Genomic DNA, 21,915 nt, shown 5'->3' on the forward strand with positions numbered 1-21,915 from the left:
TGGACAGTATCAAAGAAGTAGGGAGTGAACAAATATGAGAGATTATATCCGGGTATGTGATGTGGAAAAATATTACGGAAACGGGGAGAGTGTGACGAAGGCCATAGACCGTGTGAGCTTTACAGTGAACAGGGGAGAGTTCATGGGTGTCATGGGAGCTTCTGGATCTGGAAAATCCACACTTTTGAATGTGCTGTCCACCATAGACCGGGTGACAGCAGGTCACATTTTTTATGAAGAGTTGGACATTACGGAACTGACAGAAGACAGCCTGGCAAAATTTCGGAAAGAAAATCTGGGCTTTATTTTCCAGGAGTACAATCTTTTGGACACTCTGACCATTGAGGAGAATATCTTGCTGGCGATGACTCTGCAAAGAGAGAACCAAAGGACGGCAAAGCAACGGTGTCAGGAGATTATGAAGCTGCTGGACATTGAGACGGTTGCAAAAAAATTTCCTTATGAGGTGTCTGGCGGGCAGAGACAGCGATGTGCCTGTGCACGGGCGCTGATACACAGGCCCAAGCTTATTTTGGCAGACGAACCCACCGGAGCTTTGGATTCTAAGGCGGCTCAGACGCTGCTAGAGACCTTTGTGCGGCTGAACCAGACCATTCAAGCGACGATTTTCATGGTGACTCACGATGCATTTTCTGCCAGCTATTGCAGCAGAATCCTGTTTTTAAAGGATGGGAGGCTCTTCCATGAGCTGATTCGCGGTGAGAGGAGCAGGAGGGAATTTTTAAACGAGATTCTAGATGTTTTGTCTTTGACAGGAGGTGAGAGCTGTGATGTTTGCTAAACTCGCGTGGAGAAATGTCAAGCGTTCAGCCAGAGACTACCTGATCTATTTTTTTACCATGACGTTTATTACAGCTTTGATGTTTGCCTTTGACGGACTGATTTTTTCGAAGGATGTTCAGAGGATGTTTGAGATGGCAGGCATCGTCGCGGTGATGGTGGGAATTGCTACTTTTTTCGTTCTGTTGATTATCTCGTGGCTGATAAACTACATGGTGCGCTTTATGTTGGAAAAACGCGGAAAAGAGTTTGGAATCTATCTGTTGATCGGTATGGAAAAAAAGAAGATTTCCAGGTTGTATATGAGGGAAAATGCGTTGCTTGGCACGGGAGCCTTTCTGGCCGGAATTCTCTTGGGAATGCTGCTTCAGCAGATTCTGCTCAGTGTGTTTTACAGCGTAGTGCAGATGGACTATCATCTGAAATTTGGTTTGGATAAGTACTGTGTTCTGATGACAGCTGCCTGCTATGCCGGATGTTATCTTTTGGCTTTAGTTCGATGTGGAAGAAAGTTCCGAAGAATGAATATTTCCGACCTGATGAATGCCCAGAGAAAAAATGAGGAGGTTAGGGAGAAGCGGGAGGGCTGGAAAAGGTGGTTGCTTCCGGCATCATTGCTATTGTTGGTATTCTTCGGAATCTGGCTTTTTCGAGGAAACTCCTGGAACACTGGGACAGTGCTCTTGTTCCTTGTAGGGCTAATCTGTGTGATCTATCTGTTTTATCTGGGGCTGGCTTCCTACATCATCTGTTATATCAGAAAAAAGGGAAGGTGGATTTACAGAGGAGAAAACCTGTTTTTGCTTCGGCAGTTCTCGTCAAAAATCAAGACGATGTGGTTTACGATGGGTACGTTGACTTCACTGTTTACTTTGTCACTTTTAGGCTGTTCGGTGGCCATGATGTTTCATAGCTTTCAAAATCAGGTGCTGACGGAGAAGTTTCCCTTTGATGTTCAGGTTTACAGCAGCAATGCGGATGATAATTTCCGAAAAGAGCTGAGGGTTTTGAAACGCGAGACCGTAATGAAAGAGCACTATATCTATCGTATCTATGAAAACGGTACCAACCAGGCAAATACCTGGCTGTATACGAATCTGAAAACCTTTGGGGACACATATCGAAATCGAGACGGCAGTCCGAACATGGACAAAATTTATAAAAACGAGGAGAAAATTTACTGTGATTTAGACACCTACATGAAGCTGTCCGATTACAATCAGCTTCGAAGGATGCTGGGTTATGAGCCCATTCATTTAGAAAATGGGGAGTACGCCATTCATATAAAAGATAGGGTCTATCGGGAGGCCAAAGACTTTTCAAAGGGATTACAGATCAAAGCAGGGATGGAAAGGCTTAAATTCGCGGGTTATTATACCGAACCTTTTTCACAGGATGGACACAATGGGGGTGATTATCTTTTGATTGTACCGGATGCGGCAGTGGGGACAATGAGGCCCTATTATTCTGAGCTAGTTGTGGATATTCAGGGAAAGGCGCCGTCTGATTTGTCTGGGAAATTAGACCGTTTGACAGACGATGATGTGATGATGGAAATCATGGGAAACTTCTGCAGTGGTTCAGATACCATTGTCTCTTATTACGCCAAGAATCTGGTAGTGGACAATTTGATTCCTGAGATTAAGTATGTAACGTCTGCGATTATCTTTCCGATGTTCTATATAGGACTGGTGTTCCTATGTGTGGCGCTGACAGTTTTATCTGTACAGCAGCTGAGTGACTCGGCAAAATATAGATTTCGGTACGGAGTTTTGGGAAAGATGGGAGTTGGCAAAAAAGAATTGTCTGGAATAGTCTTGAAACAGTTGTCTGGATATTATCTGTGCCCGGTCTTGTTTGCGGCGGCGATCAGTGGAATGATTGCACTTTATGTAGGAGGAAAATTTAACTTTTATGTGGGAACACAGACGCCAGTATTCTTATATTTTGGAATTTCCTTGGTGATTTTTGTGGGAATTTATGTGGTCTACTTTGTGGCTACCTATGTAGAATTTAGAAAAAATATCAAAATCTGGTGAAGTGTGGTTGTTGTTTTACTATGGGGGATTTTCCGCAGTCAGAGCGGGAAATCCCCCATAGTGCATAAAATTATCAGGTTGAGAAAACACTGAGAACTAAGAACACTCCTCTGCTGCCGAGGCTGTTTTCGCGGTAGACCCCCGCACAATGAGCCTGGTGTGCAGAAGAATGGTTCCAATGGAGACGTTGTTAATCAGACTGTCTAGTGCGTAATATCCGCATTTTCCAAGTTCTGTCCGTTCCTGCTGTACGGTGGTCAGAGGCGGGGAAGTGTAAGGGCAGATCGGAAGATCGTCAAATCCTATAATGCTGATATCCTTGGGGACGGAATAACCCAGCTGCTGGCATTGAATCATGGCAGCGTTGGCGATTAAGTCGTGACTACAGATAATGGCAGTAACTCCCATATCCAAAAGACGAGGAAGATGTTTTTCCATGCATTGGGTGATATAGTAAGAACTTCCGGCATAAGTAGAATCAGTCTTTAGTCCATACTGGCGCATAGCACTGAAAAAAGCTTTGTGGCGCACCTGCATAACATGGGAACCTAGAGCGCTGCTGAGATAGCCTATTTTTCGGTGTCCGAGCTGTTTTAGGTGGGAGACAGCCAATTCCATTCCCTCATTGTTGTCGATTCCCACGTAGGCGGTAGTGGGATTTACTTGAATATAATTGTCGTAAAGAACTACCGGGGTGTGGCTAATCTGAAAGTCCTGCATCCAAGGATCGGTATAGGAAAATCCCAGAACGAAGGCTCCGAGGTAGTTATTTTGCAGCATAAATACGTCGTAGGAGGAGGAACGCTGAGTTTTTTCATCCATCGGGACGATGTCCACATCAAAACCGGCAGGTTCTGCTTTTTGACGAAATCCCATGATAATGTCATAAGCGAAGTGATGGGGTTCTTCGTATTCTATATTCTGATTTTCTACCAGTACACACAATTTCTTTGCACAGCCTTTTTGACGGCGCAGCTTCGTATATCCAAGTTCTACGGCGGTCTCTAAAATTTGTTTTTGTAAAGTTTCGCTGATATCCGAGGCACCATTCAAGGCTTTGGACACTGTTCCCTTGGAAATGCCAAGTTTATCGGCGATATCCTGAATTGTCGTCATGTCTGTCCCCCTGTTAAATAAATGAAAAGTTTATCACATTTTTAAGTGTAAATTTGATGTCTGGATTATTATATAGAAAAAAATGAGTAAAATCAATGTATTTTTCATGGGGTTTTGTAAAGTTTCGAAAAGAAATGAAGAAAGGGAAATAAAAGTGCACAAAAATGAAATCAAAAATCTATGGAAAACAGAGAAAATACAGGGCAATACCACAAAAGAGTCTTGACGTAGCTTTGCGGGTAGACTATGATAAGACTATACGAAACATTGCGAAACTTTTGAGGAGGGAGATGCAGAAGATGTGGAAAAAAAGATTGGCTGGATTATTGGCAGTTGTCCTCGCAGCGGTGAGTCTGGTAGGTTGCCAAAATGCTTCCGGGGACAGTGCCAAAGAGAAAGTTCGGCTGATGGTATGGTCGCCGTCTGAGGACCAGTCAAAGGACAGTGGTGAGTGGCTGCAGACCAATTGTGAGGCTTTTGCCCAGGAACATCCAGAGTGGGATATTACTTTTGTCTATGGGGTAGCGGACGAGGCCAGTGCGGCAACACAGGTGGCTCAGGACCCGGAGGCCAGTGCGGATGTGTTTATGTATGCCAATGATACGCTCACAACGATGACGGATGCCAATGGACTGACGAAATTCGGAGGAAAGTACAGGGAAGAGATTGAAGCCATGAATTCGGAGGGTGTGTTGAATTCTCTCATGAAAGACGGTGAACTGTATGGAGTGCCGTTTACGACGAATACCTGGTTTATGTATTACGACAAGAGCGTGTTTTCAGAGGAAGATATTCAGAATCTGGACATGATGCTAGAAAAGGGCGTTGTGTCATTTCCGTTTGTGAATTCCTGGTATCTGCCGGCGTTTTATCTGGGAAATGGCTGTACCCTGTTCGGGGATGGAACGGATGAGTCAAAAGGTGTGGATTTTGGCGGAGAAAAAGCTGTGGACGTGACAAATTATTTAATTGATCTGAAGTCAAATCCGAATTTCAAGATTGATCAGGACGGTTCCGGTATCGCAGGACTTCGAGACGGCAGCATCAGCGCGATTTTCTCCGGTTCCTGGGATGCGAATTCGGTGAAGGAAGCCTTGGGTGAAAACATGGGAGTCGCGGCTCTGCCCACGTTCACTTTAAATGGAGAGGAAAAACAGATGCTGTCTTACGCAGGTTCCAAGGCGATCGGTGTGAATCCCAACAGCAAAAATATGGTGGCGGCCGTGGAGCTGGCGGTCTATCTGGGTTCAGCGAAGGCCCAGGAAATGCACTATGAGATGAGAAATGTGATTCCATGTAATGAAGAACTGTTAGAAGGCGGAGAGATGGCGTCTGAGCCGCTGGTTTTGGCACAGACGAGAACCTTTGAAGAGACTTCCATTCTTCAGCCGTTTGTCTCTAAGATGAGTAACTGCTGGACACCGGTGGAAAATATGGGAAAAGGAATTCGAAACGGAAGTGTGACGCATGAAAATGCGGCGGAACAGACAGAGGCGATGAACGATGCAATGAACAGTGACGGTATCTGATGAGGTGAAGAGGATGGGAAAATTTAGAAAAAGGGTCAATGACTTTCCAACTCCCTATACCTGCATGAACGCAGTCAGAGAGGGTGGATTGGAGACAAAGCTTTCCATGTTCCTGATGGGATTTGGAAATATGGTACATGGACAGAAGGTGAAAGGCCTCCTGTATCTGGCGGTGGAAGTAATCTATCTTGTATTCATGGCAGTAAACGGAGTCGGTTTTTTACGGATGCTAGGCTCTCTGGGGAGCGAACCCCAAAAGGAAATCTGGGATGAGGCCAGTCAGGTCTATCTCTACACAAAAGGCGACCAGTCTGTGCTGATACTTTTATACGGTGTGGCAACCGTGCTGCTGACTATTTTTATGGTATGCATGTGGCGTGGTGCACTGCGTAGCGCGTACAAGGCTGAGTGTCTGGACAAGGCAGGAAAGCATGTGAACAACTTCGCGGAGGACCTGAAATCTTTGTTCCACGAAAATCTGTACCGTCTGTTCATGACTCCGCCGATGGCGTTTATCTTTATGTTCACGATTTTGCCGCTGATCTTTATGATTTGTATGGCATTTACTAATTACAGCAGACTGGACAACCATCTGATGCTGTTTGACTGGGTGGGTCTGGACAACTTCAAGGCGCTGTTTGACAGCAGCAGTATCCTGGGAAGTACGTTTTGGTCAGTCCTGGGGTGGACTTTAATCTGGGCGTTCTTTGCCACGTTCAGCAACTATATTTTTGGTATGATTCTGTCCCTGATGATTAATCGTAAGGGGACGAGAGCAAAAGGCTTTTGGAGATTTTGTTTCGTGCTCTCCTGTGCGGTACCGATGTTTGTCTCCCTACTGATTATGAGAACGATGCTTCAGCCAAACGGTGCGGTGAACGTGCTTTTGCGGAATCTGGGATGGATTGCCCAGGACGCTAGTCTGCCATTCTTCACGGACCCTACTTGGGCGAGGGTGACAGTCATCGTCATCAATATTTGGGTGGGTGTACCTTACACTTTGCTGCAGCTTACCGGAGTGCTTCAAAATATTCCAGGGGAGCTCTATGAGGCAGCTAAGGTGGACGGCGCCAACGCATTTCAGACGTTTACAAAGATTACGCTGCCTTATATGCTGTATGTGACAACACCGTATCTGATTGTGACTTTCACTGGAAATGTGAATAACTTCAATGTCATCTATCTGCTGTCGGGAGGCGATCCGATCACAGACCTGTCGTCGACGGCCGGCAAGACGGACCTTCTAGTCACGTGGCTATATAAGCTGACTATTGATAAACAGTACTACAATATTGGTGCAGTCATAGGTATCTTGACCTTTGTTATCCTGGCGATCGGTGCACTTATCACCTACCGCAACAGTAAATCATACAAAGAAGAAGGGGGATTCTGATCATGGCAGTCAACAAATTTCACTCTGCAAAGAGAAAACGCTTTATCAACAATAGTATTGTCCATGTGATTTTGGCGATTTTGGCGTGTGTCTGGGTCTTTCCGATTCTGTGGGTGATTCTCACGAGCTTCCGCGCTGAGAAGGGCTCCTATGTGTCCACGTTCTTCCCACAGAGCTTTACTTTGGACAATTATACGAAACTGTTTACAGACACGACAATCTTAAACTTCCCAAGGATGTTCACGAATACGCTGTTTATCGCGGTTTGCTCCTGCATCATCGCCACCTTCTACGTACTGGCAGTATCCTACTGCCTGTCGAGAATGAAATTTAAGCTGAGAAAGCCCTACATGAATATGGCGATGATTCTGGGCCTGTTCCCGGGCTTTATGTCCATGATCGCGGTCTATTTCATTTTGAAGGCCATGGGACTGACGGAGGGAAATCTCATCCGACTGGCATTGATCTTGTGTTACTCAGGAGGTGCCGGTCTGACCTTCCAGATTGCGAAGGGGTTTTTTGACACGATTCCCACAGCGATCGATGAGGCAGCACTGTTGGACGGCTGTACTAGATGGCAGATTTTCAGCAAGATCACTCTGCCGCTGAGTAAACCGATCATCGTGTACACGGTCTTGACTTCTTTCATGGCTCCGTGGCTGGACTTCATCTTCGCAAAGGTTATCTGCCGTGCCAACTCGGACCAGTACACCATTGCGATCGGACTGTGGAAGATGCTGGAAAAAGAATACATTGACAACTGGTATACCAGCTTCGCGGCAGGCGCTGTGCTGATCTCCATACCGATTGCGGCGCTGTTCCTGTTTATGCAAAGATACTATGTGGATGGAGTATCTGGTGCTGTAAAAGGTTGATAAGGACGGATTGAGAAATAAGGGCAGAAAGGTGAGACAGGATATGAGGACAGCGGCAGAATGGAAGCGATATTATTCTAACCCGGAATTTCATGAGAAATATTTTTACGAGGGAAAAGATTTAGGGATGAGCTGCACAGAGGAAGGGACTTCCTTCCTCCTGTGGAGTCCCATGGCGCAGGAAGTCTTCTTGAATTTTTACCGAAAGGGAGAAGACAAAGAGGCATATCTGAAAGTGGCCATGGAAAGGAACGAAAAAGGTGTGTGGAGCTGGCGTACCAAAGAAGAGCTCCACGGAATATACTATGATTTTGTGCTGAAAATCGAAGGTGAGACGGTACGGTCCGCAGACCCTTATGCGAAGGCCTGCGGTGTGAACGGCAGGCGGAGCATGGCTGTAAATCTAAAGAGGACAAACCCTGATGGCTGGGAGGAAGACAAGGCGCCAAAGAAGCCGGCGGAGAATATCATCTACGAGCTGCATGTGAAGGAGTTTTCCTGGGACGAATCCGGGGGCTTTCCGGGAGAGTACAGAGGAAAATTCAAAGCGTTTACCTGTGAGAACACGACGCTTTATCAGGATGGAATTCACGCCACAGGAATGGAGTATCTAAAGGACTTAGGAATTACCCATGTACAACTGATGCCGGCTTATGACTATGGCTCCGTGGACGAAGCCGGAGATAAGGATGCGTTTAACTGGGGCTATGACCCGGTGAACTACAACGTGCCGGAAGGTTCCTATGCCACGGACGCGGCAGATGGAAATGTGCGAATTACACAGATGAAGGAAATGATTCAGTCGCTGCATAGACAGGGGTTTCGTGTGATTATGGACGTGGTCTATAACCATACCTACTCTTTGGATTCCTGGCTGCAAAGGACGGCCCCCTGGTATTTTTACCGGGTCTGGGAGGATGGGCAGGTCTCTAATGGCTCTGCCTGCGGCAATGACATCGCCAGTGAACGGCCAATGTGCGGGAAGTATATTCTGGAATCGGTGCTTTATTGGACGGAAGAGTATCACATCGACGGCTTTCGGTTTGACTTGATGGGGCTTTTGGATGTGGAGCTGATGAACCGGATTCGCTATGAGTTGGATCAGAGGTATGGAAAAGGAGAGAAACTTCTCTTTGGAGAGCCTTGGGCTGCGGATGAGACAGCGATGGAGAAGGATGCTGTTCCAGCGCTGAAGAGGAATTTGGGACTCTTGGATGAGAATGTGGGGATTTTTTGTGATGATACCCGGGACGGCATCAAGGGTTCTGCACTTCGAATCGAGGAGCCTGGTTTCGTAAATGGAGCCTCTGGGCTGGAAAAAGATATTTTGGAGAGTGCGGGGGCCTGGTGTTTGGATGTGAAAAAGATCTGGGAAGAAGAACCGGCCAGAGCCAAAGCGCCTTCGCAGATTGTGACTTACGTGTCTTCCCACGACAATCAGACTCTTTGGGATAAATTGGCCGACACGGCGAATCGTCCGGAGCTAATGAGACTGAACCGTATGACCGCAGCTCTTTATATGACTTGCCAGGGAAATTTATTCTTTCTGTCAGGTGAGGAATTTGCCAGAACAAAGGAGGGGCACGAGAACACTTACAATGCTCCAATCTCCCTGAACCGGCTGGACTGGGAGCAGGCTTGGCGAGAGAGGGATTTAGTGGAGTATTATAAGGGTTTGATTGGCCTGAGGAAACGGCTGCCAGGTTTGTGTGACAAATCAGTGGCTGCGAAGAGAAGATTTTCGGACATAGAGCTTCGGCCGGGCCTGGTGTCTTTTATGGTGGATAACCGGGATGAGAACGATACTTCTCGGTGGAAAAGTCTCTATGTGATTTATAATAGCAGAAGAAAAGCTCAGGAGTTGGTTCCCCCGGAGGGAGCCTGGGAGATTCTGCTGGATATTCATAGAAGCGATCTTTGGAGAGAGCCAAAATTGGCGGGACCTAAGATAGAGGTGGAACCGATCAGTGTTCTGGTTTTGGGACAGCCGTCAGAAGAAAAGGGAGAAAGAGAACAGACTGTATGAAATGGATTTACGGAAAACAGGATTGGAAGAGTTTTGAGAGGGGACAGGAGAACTGTTATCTGCTGACCAATGGGCTGGGAGGCTTTTCCTCGGCGACTATGATCGGGTCGGTTTCCAGAAACGACCATGCGCTGCTGATGGCCTGCGTGCACGCGCCCAATCACCGGTACAATATGGTGCATCGGCTGTCCGAACAAGTGACTCTGGAAGGAGACAGCCACATGATTTCCAGTCAGGAGTTCGCGGACGGCACGCGGGAGGACGGCTGGCGTTATCTGGAGGAATTTTCCTATGAGGATACGCCTGTGTGGAGATTCCTGGTGGAAGGCGTGCAGGTCCGAAAAGAGATTTCTGTGGAACAGGGGACGAACACTGCTGCGGTGTGCTATGAGATCACGAACCGAAGTTCCAGAATGTGTGACTTCACAGTGACGCCTTTCTTTCAGTTTACTCCGAAAGGGAGTGAGCCAAAGCCTTCTCAGGTCTTTGAGAGAGAAGAAGGCTGTGTCCGCAGCAATGGACTGAGTCTGTATTTTTGGACTGACGCGGAAGTGAAAGAAATACCGGAGATCAGCGAAGTTTACTTTTACAGCTACGACGATTGTGACGGCAGGCGTCCTACTGGGCTGGCAAAGGCGAATCACCGGATTTGCAAGACGGTAAATCCGGGGGAAAAATGCCGCTTGGAACTGGTATACAGCATGGAAACGACGGAGAAGAAGGCGGCAAGTATCCTGGCGGGACACAGAGCATACCGGAAAAAATTGGAGGAGCTGGCAGGCTTTTCCTCTGAGCTGGCGGCGTTTTTGGCTAAGAGTGCCAATCAATTTGTGTCAAGGCGGGAGTCTACAGACGGCGAGACGATTTTGGCAGGTTTTCCGTTTTTTGAGGACTGGGGCCGGGATACCATGATCGCACTTCCGGGAATCTGCATCAGTACCCGGCAGTATGGGACGGCCAGGGAGATTTTGAGAACCTTTGCGGCCTATGAGAAGGATGGGCTGATGCCGAATCTGTTTCCGGAGGGAGGAGAAGCTCCTCTCTATAATACGGTGGACGCGGCTTTGCTGTTTATTAATTGTGTATACCTGTATTATCAGGCCACAGGAGAAAAGGCTTTCGTAAGAGAGATGTATCCGGTGGCGGAGAGGATTGTGAAAAGCTATCGACAGGGAACACATTTTGGGATTCATATGGATGAGGACGGCTTGATTATGGCAGGCCAGGAGCTAGACCAGGTGACCTGGATGGATGTGAGGGTCGGAGAGTTTCTCCCTACACCACGCCACGGCAAGCCGGTGGAGATCAATGCTTACTGGTACAATGCCCTTCAGATTATGGCCTGCTTTTCGGAGATTCTGGGCAAAGAAGGAGCAGAGTACGAAGCTCTGGCCAAGAAGGCTAAGGAGGCTTTCTGCGGCCAGTTCTGGATGGAGGACAGACATTGTCTGAAAGATGTGTTGTCGGGAACAGAGGCGGACTGTCAGGTTCGCTGCAATCAAATTTGGGCTGTGTCCATGCCCTTTACAATGTTGGATAGGGAAAAGGAGAGACAGGTGGTTGAAACTGTGTTTGAAAAACTGTATACTCCTTATGGACTGCGGACCTTGGAGAAATCAGACCCACAATTTCATGGAACCTACGGAGGGCCGATGCAGCAGAGGGATATGGCCTACCATCAGGGGACAGTGTGGACTTTCCCGCTGGGGGCATATTACCTTTCCTACCTGAAGGTTCATTCCAATAGTGGGGAGGCGAAGGAGACGGTGAGAGAACAGCTGGAAGTGCTGGCAAGTGCTCTGAGAGAGGGCTGTGTCGGCCAACTGCCGGAAATTTACGACGGGGAAAATCCGACTTCTTCTAAAGGATGTTTCGCACAGGCGTGGAGCGTGGGAGAGTTGCTCCGTGTCTTTGAGAAAATAGAAAGAGGAAACTGAGTTTTGAAAGGAGATTGCTACTATGGAACAGGCGTTAACGCAAATCTTAAAAGAACAGTGCCAAAAGAGCATTCAGGAAGCTTCTGACCAGGAGATCTATGCGGCTTTGCTGTGTATTGTAAAGGATAAAATGAAAGGAATGAAGAGAAATGAGGGCAGTAAAAAGCTGTACTACATTTCCGCGGAGTTCCTGATTGGAAAACTGTTGTCCAATAACTTGATTAATCTGGGAGTATTTGAGGAGACCCGTCAGGTACTGAAAAAATATGGACATGATCTGACGGCAGTAGAAGAGGTGGAGTTAGAGCCCTCCCTTGGAAATGGAGGTCTGGGGCGTCTGGCTGCCTGCTTTTTGGATTCCATCGCCACACTGGGACTGCCCGGCGACGGTGTTGGACTGAATTACCACGACGGACTATTCCGTCAGACTTTTGTGGACCACAAGCAAAAGGAAGAGCCCAACCCTTGGATTACCAAGCAGAGTTGGCTGACCAAGACGGACTGCCATTTTGAGGTTCCGTTTGGGGACTTTACGCTGACTTCCACGATGTACGACATTGATGTTCCAGGATATAAGAATGGCAGCAATCGTCTGCACTTGTTTGACGTGGACACGGTGGATGAGGGAATTATCCAGGATGGAATTGATTTTGACAAGACAGATATCAAAAGAAATCTGACCTTGTTCCTATATCCAGACGACAGAGATGAGAATGGTCACCTTCTGAGAATTTATCAGCAGTACTTCATGGTCAGCAATGCAGCTCAGCTGATTTTAAAGGAGGCCGAGGAGAGAGGCTGTGATCTGTACCGTCTGCATGAACACGTGGCGATTCAGATCAACGATACCCATCCGACGATGGTGATTCCGGAGTTGATTCGTCTGCTGACGCAGAAGAAGGGCTTTAACATGGACACAGCCATTGATGTGGTGAGAAAGACCTGTGCGTATACCAACCATACGATTCTCGCGGAGGCATTGGAGAAATGGCCAGTGTCTTATCTGGAAAAAGTGGTTCCTCAGCTGATGCCGATCATCCGGGAGCTGGATGCAAGGGTGAGAAAAGATTTCCACGATGAGAGAGTCTACATTATCGACCAGTCAGACCGGGTACACATGGCACATATTGATATTCACTATGGATATGCGGTAAATGGCGTGGCCGCCCTGCACACGGAGATACTGAAACAGTCAGAGCTGAAGCCTTTTTACGATCTCTATCCGGAGAAGTTCAACAACAAGACCAACGGCATTACCTTCCGCCGCTGGCTGATGCACTGTAATCCAAAACTGGCGGAGTATTTAAAAGAACTGGTGGGAGAGACCTATCTGGAGGATGCTTCTGCTTTGGAAAAACTTTTGGATTATCAAGATGACCAGGAAGTGCTTCAGAATCTGCGGGCAATCAAGAAGGATGCAAAAAAGGAGCTGAAGAGCTATCTGCTTCAGACTCAGGGTGTCGAGATTGATGAAAACTCTGTCTTTGACATTCAGATCAAGCGTCTTCACGAGTACAAGAGACAGCAGATGAATGCGCTGTATGCGATTTATAAATATAAAGAGATCAAGAAAGGCAAGCTGCCAAAACGCCCGCTCACGATGATTTTTGGAGCGAAAGCGGCTCCTGCCTATACCATTGCGAAGGATATCATTCACCTGATTCTCTGTCTGCAGGAATTGGTAGAGAAAGACCCACAGGTGAACAAATACCTGAAAATTGTGATGGTGGAAAATTATAACGTGACCAAGGCAGAGAAGCTGATACCGGCCTGCGATATCTCAGAGCAGATTTCTCTGGCGTCTAAGGAGGCGTCCGGTACGGGCAATATGAAATTCATGCTCAATGGAGCGGTGACACTGGGAACTGAGGATGGCGCCAATGTGGAGATTCATCAGCTGGTGGGAGATGACAATATCTACATTTTTGGTGAGAAATCAAAGAAGGTCATTGAACTGTACGATACTTCCGGTTATTGTTCTGCGGATATCTATAACAGCGATCCGATGATTGAAGAGCTGGTGGATTTCATCATCAGCAAAGAACTAATCCGCATCGGTGATCCGGTGAATTTGGGACGTTTGTACAAAGAGATTGTGAGCAAAGACTGGTTCATGACTCTGCTGGATTTAAAAGACTATATTCAGAAAAAAGAGCAGGTGCTGGAGGATTACGAAGACGAAAAAGCTTGGGAACAGAAAATGCTGGTGAACATTGCGAAGGCAGGCTTTTTCTCCTCTGACCGTACGATCGCGGAGTACAACCGTGATATCTGGCATCTGTAGAAGGACAAAGGAGTTTTTAGCATGAAAGAGACAGGAATACTTATGCCGTTGTCGTCTCTTCCATCGCGTACAGGAATCGGAGAGCTGGGAGAGAAGACCTGCCGCTGGCTGGAGCTTCTAGGAGACCATGGAGTCGGTATCTGGCAGCTTCTTCCCATGAACCCGGTGGGCTACGGAAATTCCCCGTATCAGCCCTACTCATCCTGTGCGGGAGATGAGATCTACATCAGTCTGGACAGTCTGTATGAGGAAGGATTGTTGGAAGAGCTGCCTCCTTCCTTTAGGGAAAAGGAACGGAAGGTGGACTATGAGGCAGTGCGGGCATTTAAAGAGCCTTATCTGCGGGAGGCCTATGGGAAGTTTCAGAAGACGGAAGATTACGAGAGCTTTGCCGGACAAGAATGGGTGAAGATGTATGGTGTATTCCGCGCGCTGAAAATGGCAAACGGGGGCATCTGCTGGAATGAGTGGCCAAAGGAAGACAGACAGTGGCCTGAGAAAAGAGGCGAGCTGTCAAAGGCTGTGGAAGAAGAGGCGCAGTATCAGATATTTTTGCAGTATCTCTTTTACACGCAGTGGATGCGGATTAAGAAGCTTGCCGCGGATAAGGAAATCCAAATTATGGGGGATGTACCCTTTTACGTGGGAATCGACTCTGTGGATGTCTGGAGCCAGAAAGAGAACTTCCTTCTGGATGAGGATGGCAGGCCGATTTTCATCGCGGGTGTTCCACCGGACTATTTCAGCGCGACTGGGCAAAGGTGGGGGAATCCTATCTATGACTGGGAACGGCTGAAGGCGGACGGTTATCAGTTCTGGGTGGACCGAATTGGCTACAACAGCAGGATGTTTGATATTCTGCGAATCGATCATTTCCGGGCTTTTGATACTTACTGGAAGATTCCGGCTTCCTGTCCGACTGCCATGGAAGGCGAGTGGGTGGAGGCGCCGGGTTATGAGGTGATCGACACGCTGAAAGAGAAAATTCCAGGCGTGAATCTGGCGGCAGAGGATTTGGGTGAACTGCGTCCCGAGGTCCTGAAGCTTAGGGATTACTATCACCTGAAGGGGATGAAAATTCTGGTGTTTGCCATCAACTCTGATGGGAAATATGCCTATGACGAGCTGCCGGACAAGGAGAATATGATTATTTACACAGGGACCCATGACAACGATACGCTGATGGAGTGGTATCTGGGTTTGAGTACGGCCAGAAGGAGAAAAATCCGCGGCTTCTTAAAACGCCAGGGATATAAAGACGGTTCCGTCAAAGACCGTCTGTTGGCTTATACTATGGGAAGTAAAGCACAGTACGCGATTGTTCCTATGGGGGATATTTTAGGCCTTGGCTCACAAGGGCATCTGAACACGCCAGGAACGGTGGGCTCACCCAACTGGGAGTGGCGAATGCCGGATTTTGAGAGGGCTTCACGGGAACTTGTGAAATATAAAAATACGATTTTCTGCCGAAAGTAGGAGAGAGACAGCATGGAATTTACAGGAGTATATCATAAAACTTCAGAGCAGTTCAGTTATGCTCAAAATGAAGAAGAACTGGTGGTAAATCTGAAAACGGGCTATGACGTAAGACGGGTCTTCATACACTATGGAGACCCGTTTGAAGCAGGTATCCTGGGCGGAAAGGAAAAGTGGGTTGGAAAAAGGGAGGAGATCGTCTATAAAAAGAGGCTTCTTCATCAGATCTGGTGGACGACGACTCTAAGACCTGCCTATAAGCGCTGTAAGTATTACTTTGAGCTGCACACGGATACGGAAGTCTGGTACTATTTTGAGGACGGCTTTCTCACAGAGGAACAGCTGGGACTGGAAGGACGGATGCTTCAGTGCTTCACGGTGCCGTGGATGAATCCGGCGGATGTAAACCGGACGCCGGACTGGGTGAATGAGACGGTTTGGTATCAGATTTTCCCAGACCGCTTCTGCAATGGGAAGCCTGAAGATCAGCAAGAGGGTCTGACTCCCTGGAGGCTGGGGCCTGTCACCAATGAGGAGAGGTTCGGAGGAAATCTGGAAGGGATACGCCAGAGGCTCGGCTATCTGCAGGATTTAGGCATCACAGGAATCTACCTGAATCCGATTATGGAGGCGGAGTCCAACCATAAGTACGACACCAAGGACTACACAAAAATTGACCCTGCCTTTGGAGATGAGAGGACCATGAGGCTTCTCGTGAGCGAAGCCCATGAGAGGGGAATCAAAATCATGGTGGACGCCGTGTTTAATCACTGTGGAAGGAAATTCGGTCCTTGGTTGGATGTACAGAAAAAAGGCCGGGAATCAGAGTATGCAGACTGGTTCATGGTACAGAACTGGGAGGAGCTGAAAAAGAGAGCGGATACCAGAGACGGCAGATTCTATTCCTTTGCGTTTGCGGACGGAATGCCGAAGCTGAATACCAACAGTGAACAGGTGATTCGGTATTTCTGCAAGGTCTGCGAGGATTGGGTGCGCAGCTATGAGATCGACGGAATCCGTTTTGATGTGGGAAACGAGGTCTCCCACCGATTTTTGAAAAGGCTGAGGGAGCATTTAAAGAGCCTGAAGCCGGATATTTATCTGTTGGGTGAAATCTGGCATGATGCCAGCCAATGGCTTCAGGGAGATGAGTATGACTCGGTGATGAATTATCCGCTGATGAGTGGAATCCATGACTTTTTCCTGGATAAATCTCTGGGAAAGGAAGCGTTTGAGTATATGGTGAACCGGTGTTATACCATGTATATGCAGCAGAACAACAATGTGATGTTCAACCTGCTGGATTCCCATGATACGGAGCGGTTGATGAACCGTTTTAAAGATTTGGATATCTTTTATCAGCAGTTGGCGGTCTTATTTACGATGCCGGGTAGTCCCTGTATCTATTATGGCACGGAGATTGCTCTAGAAGGGGGACATGACCCCGACTGTAGACGCTGTATGCCGTGGGAAGAGTTGAAGAATGAGGAGAATCAAAAAAGAATTGAGCTCATGAAGGAACTGATACGCATGAGAAAGACGCATCAATCCTGCCGGAGCCTGTATTTTCATTTTCCCAATGAGTATGAGAACAGAAGGTGCGTGGAGTATGTGAAGCTGGATGAGGCAGGCAGAAAGTTGGAAGTGATTTTGAACTGTTCTGAGGAGAAACTTGAAATCCATGGAACGGGAGAAGTTCTGTTCTCGAGAAATTATCAGGAGGGCAGGCTGGGGCCAAAGGGAACTCTGGTCCGTAGCTTGGGAATCTGAACAACGAGGAGGAAGAATGAGATGACAGAGAAAAAACAGCCATGGTGGAAGACAGCGGTGGTCTATCAGATCTATCCGAAGAGCTTTCAGGACAGCAATGGGGATGGAATCGGCGATATTCAGGGAATCATAAGCAGGCTGGATTATTTAAGAGAACTGGGAGTGGACGCGCTTTGGATTTCTCCAATGTATTGTTCTCCTCAGGATGACAATGGCTACGATATCTCGGATTACCGGAATATCGACCCCATGTTTGGGACAATGGAAGATATGGAGGAACTGATTCGAGAGTCCCAAAAAAGAGACATCCGTATTGTCATGGATTTGGTGCTGAATCACACTTCTGACGAACACATCTGGTTTCAGGAGGCCAAAAAGAGCAAAGACAATCCTTATCATGATTATTATGTCTGGAGAGATGGCAAAGAAGGGGAACTGCCAAACGATATGAGGGCAGTTTTTGGAGGACCAGCCTGGGAATGGGTACCGCAGCTAGGGCAGTACTATTTTCATCAATTTTCCGTAAAACAGCCAGATCTCAACTGGGAAAATCCTAAGGTACGCCGGGAGATCTATGATATGATTCTCTGGTGGATGGAGAAAGGGATCGGTGGGTTCCGACTGGATGTGATTGATCAGATCGCGAAGGAGCCGGATAAAAAGATCACGAACAATGGTCCGAGACTGCACGATTTCCTGCGTGAGCTGAGCAAAGAAACCTTCCAAAAGGGAGAGCTTTTGACGGTGGGCGAGGCCTGGGGAGCGAACACCCAGAATGCAAAACTCTACAGCAACCCGGATGGCAGTGAGTTTTCCATGGTATTTCAGTTTGAACATATGGTGATGGACCAGCAGGAAGGAAAAGACAAATGGGATTTAGTTCCGTTGCCTTTTGTGAAACTGAAAAAGAATTTGGCGAAATGGCAGACACAGCTCTATGGCTGCGGCTGGAATAGTCTGTTCTGGGACAACCATGACCTGCCTAGAATCGTGTCCCGCTGGGGAGATGATGGAGAATGCAGGGAGATGTCCGCGAAGATGTTGGCCACGGTACTGCATGGTATGCAAGGAACTCCTTATATTTATCAGGGGGAAGAGCTGGGAATGACCAATGTGCGTTTTGAGGACATCAGTCAATATCGGGATATTGAGATTTTCAATATGTACAAAGAACGTATGCAGCAGGGATATTCTAAGAGTGAGATCTGGGAGTCCATCTATGCGAAAGGACGGGACAATGCCCGCACGCCTATGCAGTGGAATGGCAGTACTCATGGGGGATTTACCGAGGGGACGCCATGGATTGGAGTCAACCCCAATTACAGACAGATCAACGCAAAGGCAGAGAGGGAGAATCCTAATTCCGTGTACCACTATTACCGCAGGCTGATTCAGCTGAGAAAGGAATATCCAGTCTTTGTGGAAGGAAAATTTGAACTGCTTCTAGAGGAAGACGAGCAGATTTTCGCCTATACGCGGACGAATGAGAGCTGTGAGATGCTGGTGTGCGCAAATTTCAGCGGTCAAAACGTCAACTGTGAGCTGTTGTCAGAGTGGCGGCAGGCCAAGCAGTTGATACACAATGTGCAGGGCAAGCTGGGAGAAGAGCTGAAGCCCTACGAGGCAGTGATCTGTATCCGGGAAAAATAGGAAGAGCTTAGCGATATTGAAGATACTCTAAAAAACGTTTCACCGCAGGTGAGGCGTTTTTTTTACTTCGCAGGGCAATTCCTATTTTTCGGTACGCAGGCACATCTAATTCCTTTGCGGCGATTCGGTATGGGACACGCCTCAAAATTAATTCGGGTAAAATACTGATGCCGAGACCACTTTCCACCATAGACATGATCGCATAGTCGTCCCAGGTTGTAAAATGTACGTTGGGTGTCAGACCGCAGCGCTCAAATATTTCGGATATCTCCGCTTTTTCACCTTTCTCCAAGAGCATGAAGGGCTCGCTACAGAGAGCTGTGACGGGGATTTTTTCAAGGCTTTGCAAAGCATGATTTTCTGGCAGGATGGCGAGCAGTCGGTCCTGTTCCAGAAAAATGGTTTCAAAGTCAGAGCAGGTAGGCAAACGTAAAAATCCACAGTCTACACGTCCGTCGGATATCCATTGTTCAATCTCTGTATAGTCCCCAAGCAGTAATTCATAGTCAATGTTGGGATATGCTCTTTGAAATTCCCGGATGATGTTTGGAAGCCAGTGCGTCGCCACGCTAGAAAATGTGCCGATACGGATAAGTCCTGACTGCAAGCCGTTTAATTCATCTACTTCCATTTGGAGTTTTTCATACTCGGCACAAATTTTTTGGATATAAGGTAACAGCTTTGTTCCATCACTTGTCAATTTTATGCCAGATTTTCTTCTTTCTAGCAAGACAACCTTCCAGTCTGTCTCCAAATCATGAATCATGCGGCTGATGCCGGATTGAGAATAGTTTAATATTTCAGCGGCTTTTGTGAAGCTACCATACTCGACGGCCTTGACAAAAGCCATGTATTTTTGAATGTTCATATCTATGTTGTCACCTGGTATTTACTATCTGATTTTCTCATGTTATATATGAAAAACATTTGATTTTGTTATGGTTAAAGACATGGTAAACTGAAGATATAAAAAAGTCAAGTAGGAGTGTATGATATGGGACTTTATCAGAATAGGATAGTTGTAAAAGTAGGAACCTCTACGCTTACCAATGAAAGGGGAAAAAGTGATCTGCGTTCCTTTGACCGTCTTGCGTGTGTTCTGTCAGATATTCAGAATATGGGGGGTGAGGTGATTTTGGTGTCTTCCGGCGCGATTGCTATTGGAACAAATAAGCTGAAGATGGGGGAACGTCCTGCCACTATGAGAAAAAAACAGGCGGCGGCTGCCGTGGGACAGTGCGAGATGATGTTTCTCTATGACAAATTTTTTAGTGATTATGATAAGACCATTGCTCAAATTCTGCTCAATGCAGAGGATGTGGAGCAGGAAGAGAAAAAGGAAAACTTGACCAATACCTTTGATACTTTATTGGAAATGGGAGTCATTCCCGTTGTGAATGAAAACGATTCTGTAAGTTACACAGAGATAGAGTCAGAAGACAGGTTGTTTGGAGATAACGATATGCTTTCAGCGGTAGCGGCAGTTTTGTGCAGGGCAAAGCGCCTAATCATTCTGTCGGATATCAATGGTCTGTATGATGCAGACCCACGGTTTTGCCCTCATGCGAGTCTGATAAATAGAATAGAAAAAATAGACGAGACAGTATATACCCTTGCAGGGGGCGCAGGTTCAAAGCGTGGAACAGGTGGTATGAAAACAAAACTGCGGGCGGCTGAGATGGCCATAGCACAAGGGATAGACACTATTATCACCAACGGTAAAGCGCCGGAAGCGCTGTATGAAATTGTAAAAGGAAATAGTGTAGGGACTTTGTTTGCAGGAAAAACGGTTTAAGACGGGAGAGATTCAGATTGACCGGGGCTGTGCTGCTGCGTCGGTGCGCAGTGCAGCACAGATAGAAAATATGATTTAGTAGGGAAGAGTTACCTCTTGTATCAGATTTGTGTGGAAGAGCTGATGGATTTTCTCACGGTCCTTTGTCTGTCCCAGGCACCACATCAGTTTTGTGACAATTGCTTCCTGGGTCATATCATGGACAGGAATTCCACCACTCTCTAGAACTCTCAGTCCCGTCTCATAGATGCCGAGATTGCTACCCTCATAACTGCACTGGCTGCCGACCAGGATAGGAATGCCCGCTTTGCTGGCTTTGCTGATTTCCTCGGTGATGTCATTTTTGACAAAGGGAACGCCTCCCAGTCCAAAACCCTCGATATAGATTCCTTCATAGCCTTTTTCCTGGAGAAAGGAAAAGAGATCTGGGCGCATTCCGGGAAAGAGCTTTAGGACTGCGATCTTGTCTGAGTAGGCGGTCTGAAGCTGAAATTCTCCGGTAGGCTTAGATAAGCGTGTAGGATAAAGTTGCATTCCCAGAGCATTGACTTCGCCTACGTAGGGATAGTTGATGCTCTCAAAGGCGTTAAAGCTGACCGTGCGCACTTTGGAGGTACGGCAGCCTAGCATCAGCTTGTGGTCGAAAGCGACATACACCCCGCCAAGTCCACTGGCAGCCATCTGTACGGCGCAGCGGCAGTTGTTAACCGCGTCAGACATGGGAACTCCGATGGGGAGCTGGCTGCCGGTGAGCACAACTGGGATGGGAAGATTTTGCAGCATAAAAGAAAGCATTGAGGCGGTGTAGGCCATGGTATCTGTGCCATGGATGATGACGACGCCGTCACAGGAATAGATAATTTGGCTAATTTTGTCTGCCAGCTGGACCCAGTCTTCCGGAGTGATGTTGGAGCTGTCCAAAGCACAGTAATCTTCTGTGGACAACTCCAAATCTTCCTCGAACTCTCCTAAAAAGTTTCGAATTTGTGTTCCAGTGAGCTTAGGGGATAGCCCATTCTCCCCTCGCTGGGAAGAGAAGGTACCGCCGGTGTTTATCATAACAATTCTTTTCATAGAAATCCTTTCTGAGACTGAAATTTCTTTTTTATTCCATAGTAGTTTATCCAATTTTCGAGAAAAAAGCAATCAGCATTCGCTTATGGATGGGGATTTTTTGGAGAACCTGTAACTTTTCTTTGGATTTGTATAGTTTTGCGTTAAAAA

15 protein-coding genes are annotated in these 21,915 nt (G+C 47.2%); 12 read left to right on the forward strand and 3 right to left on the reverse strand.

The genetic code is table 11. From position 1 onward, the window contains the following. The first annotated feature begins 34 nt into the window (after positions 1-34). Entirely contained in the window at positions 35-802 is a 768-nt protein-coding gene (locus tag BLHYD_RS04730; protein ID WP_005949399.1) for an ABC transporter ATP-binding protein, read from the forward strand. Continuing rightward, entirely contained in the window at positions 792-2,840 is a 2,049-nt protein-coding gene (locus BLHYD_RS04735) for an FtsX-like permease family protein (RefSeq protein WP_005949401.1), read from the forward strand. The genes BLHYD_RS04730 and BLHYD_RS04735 overlap by 11 nt, the downstream gene beginning before the upstream one ends. A 96-nt stretch (positions 2,841-2,936) precedes the next feature. Here the strand turns inward: BLHYD_RS04735 and BLHYD_RS04740 are convergent, their stop codons facing one another. Continuing rightward, entirely contained in the window at positions 2,937-3,956 is a 1,020-nt protein-coding gene (locus BLHYD_RS04740; RefSeq protein ID WP_005949403.1) for a LacI family DNA-binding transcriptional regulator, read from the reverse strand. 299 nt (positions 3,957-4,255) lie between these two features. On the opposite strand from BLHYD_RS04740, the gene BLHYD_RS04745 reads away from it, so the two are divergent. The 9 genes from BLHYD_RS04745 to BLHYD_RS04785 are packed head-to-tail and all read left to right on the forward strand — an operon-like array spanning position 4,256 to position 18,896. Continuing rightward, on the forward strand, positions 4,256-5,485 hold the full coding sequence (locus BLHYD_RS04745) for an extracellular solute-binding protein (RefSeq protein WP_081447150.1): 1,230 nt from the start codon (positions 4,256-4,258) through the stop codon (positions 5,483-5,485). Positions 5,486-5,498: 13 nt separating this feature from the next. Continuing rightward, complete coding sequence (locus tag BLHYD_RS04750; RefSeq protein WP_021845169.1) at positions 5,499-6,878, forward strand: carbohydrate ABC transporter permease; 1,380 nt, start codon at positions 5,499-5,501, stop codon at positions 6,876-6,878. Positions 6,879-6,880: 2 nt separating this feature from the next. After that, positions 6,881-7,753: a sugar ABC transporter permease gene (locus BLHYD_RS04755; RefSeq protein ID WP_005949410.1), complete on the forward strand. Its 873-nt coding sequence runs from the start codon at positions 6,881-6,883 to the stop codon at positions 7,751-7,753. A gap of 43 nt (positions 7,754-7,796) precedes the next feature. Continuing rightward, positions 7,797-9,779 carry a type I pullulanase gene (gene pulA / locus BLHYD_RS04760; RefSeq protein ID WP_260784487.1) on the forward strand — a complete coding sequence of 661 codons (1,983 nt, stop codon included), beginning with the start codon at positions 7,797-7,799 and terminating at the stop codon, positions 9,777-9,779. Next, on the forward strand, positions 9,776-11,716 hold the full coding sequence (locus BLHYD_RS04765) for an amylo-alpha-1,6-glucosidase (RefSeq protein WP_005949416.1): 1,941 nt from the start codon (positions 9,776-9,778) through the stop codon (positions 11,714-11,716). The genes pulA and BLHYD_RS04765 overlap by 4 nt, the downstream gene beginning before the upstream one ends. A gap of 22 nt (positions 11,717-11,738) precedes the next feature. Next, the gene (locus BLHYD_RS04770; RefSeq protein ID WP_005949418.1) at positions 11,739-14,000 is read left to right on the forward strand and encodes a glycogen/starch/alpha-glucan phosphorylase; all 2,262 of its coding nucleotides are present in this window, start codon (positions 11,739-11,741) and stop codon (positions 13,998-14,000) included. 21 nt (positions 14,001-14,021) lie between these two features. After that, entirely contained in the window at positions 14,022-15,476 is a 1,455-nt protein-coding gene (malQ, locus tag BLHYD_RS04775; RefSeq protein ID WP_005949420.1) for a 4-alpha-glucanotransferase, read from the forward strand. A gap of 12 nt (positions 15,477-15,488) precedes the next feature. Continuing rightward, positions 15,489-17,246 (forward strand): glycoside hydrolase family 13 protein, encoded by a 1,758-nt coding sequence (locus tag BLHYD_RS04780; protein WP_260784486.1) that lies wholly within the window; start codon positions 15,489-15,491, stop codon positions 17,244-17,246. 21 nt (positions 17,247-17,267) lie between these two features. Continuing rightward, on the forward strand, positions 17,268-18,896 hold the full coding sequence (locus BLHYD_RS04785; protein WP_005949425.1) for a glycoside hydrolase family 13 protein: 1,629 nt from the start codon (positions 17,268-17,270) through the stop codon (positions 18,894-18,896). Between the two features lie 7 nt (positions 18,897-18,903). Here BLHYD_RS04785 and BLHYD_RS04790 read toward each other — a convergent pair whose 3' ends face one another. Continuing rightward, the gene (locus tag BLHYD_RS04790) at positions 18,904-19,770 is read right to left on the reverse strand and encodes a LysR family transcriptional regulator (RefSeq protein WP_040350653.1); all 867 of its coding nucleotides are present in this window, start codon (positions 19,768-19,770) and stop codon (positions 18,904-18,906) included. Between the two features lie 120 nt (positions 19,771-19,890). Here BLHYD_RS04790 and proB point away from each other — a divergent pair, with 120 nt between their 5' ends. Further along, positions 19,891-20,691 (forward strand): glutamate 5-kinase, encoded by an 801-nt coding sequence (gene proB, locus BLHYD_RS04795; protein WP_005949430.1) that lies wholly within the window; start codon positions 19,891-19,893, stop codon positions 20,689-20,691. A 75-nt stretch (positions 20,692-20,766) separates the two neighbouring features. Here proB and BLHYD_RS04800 read toward each other — a convergent pair whose 3' ends face one another. Next, positions 20,767-21,765: an asparaginase gene (locus tag BLHYD_RS04800; protein WP_021845178.1), complete on the reverse strand. Its 999-nt coding sequence runs from the start codon at positions 21,763-21,765 to the stop codon at positions 20,767-20,769. Positions 21,766-21,915: the final 150 nt, after the last annotated feature.

It is taken from the genome of Blautia hydrogenotrophica DSM 10507 (assembly GCF_034356035.1).
Lineage (GTDB): Bacteria > Bacillota > Clostridia > Lachnospirales > Lachnospiraceae > Blautia_A > Blautia_A hydrogenotrophica.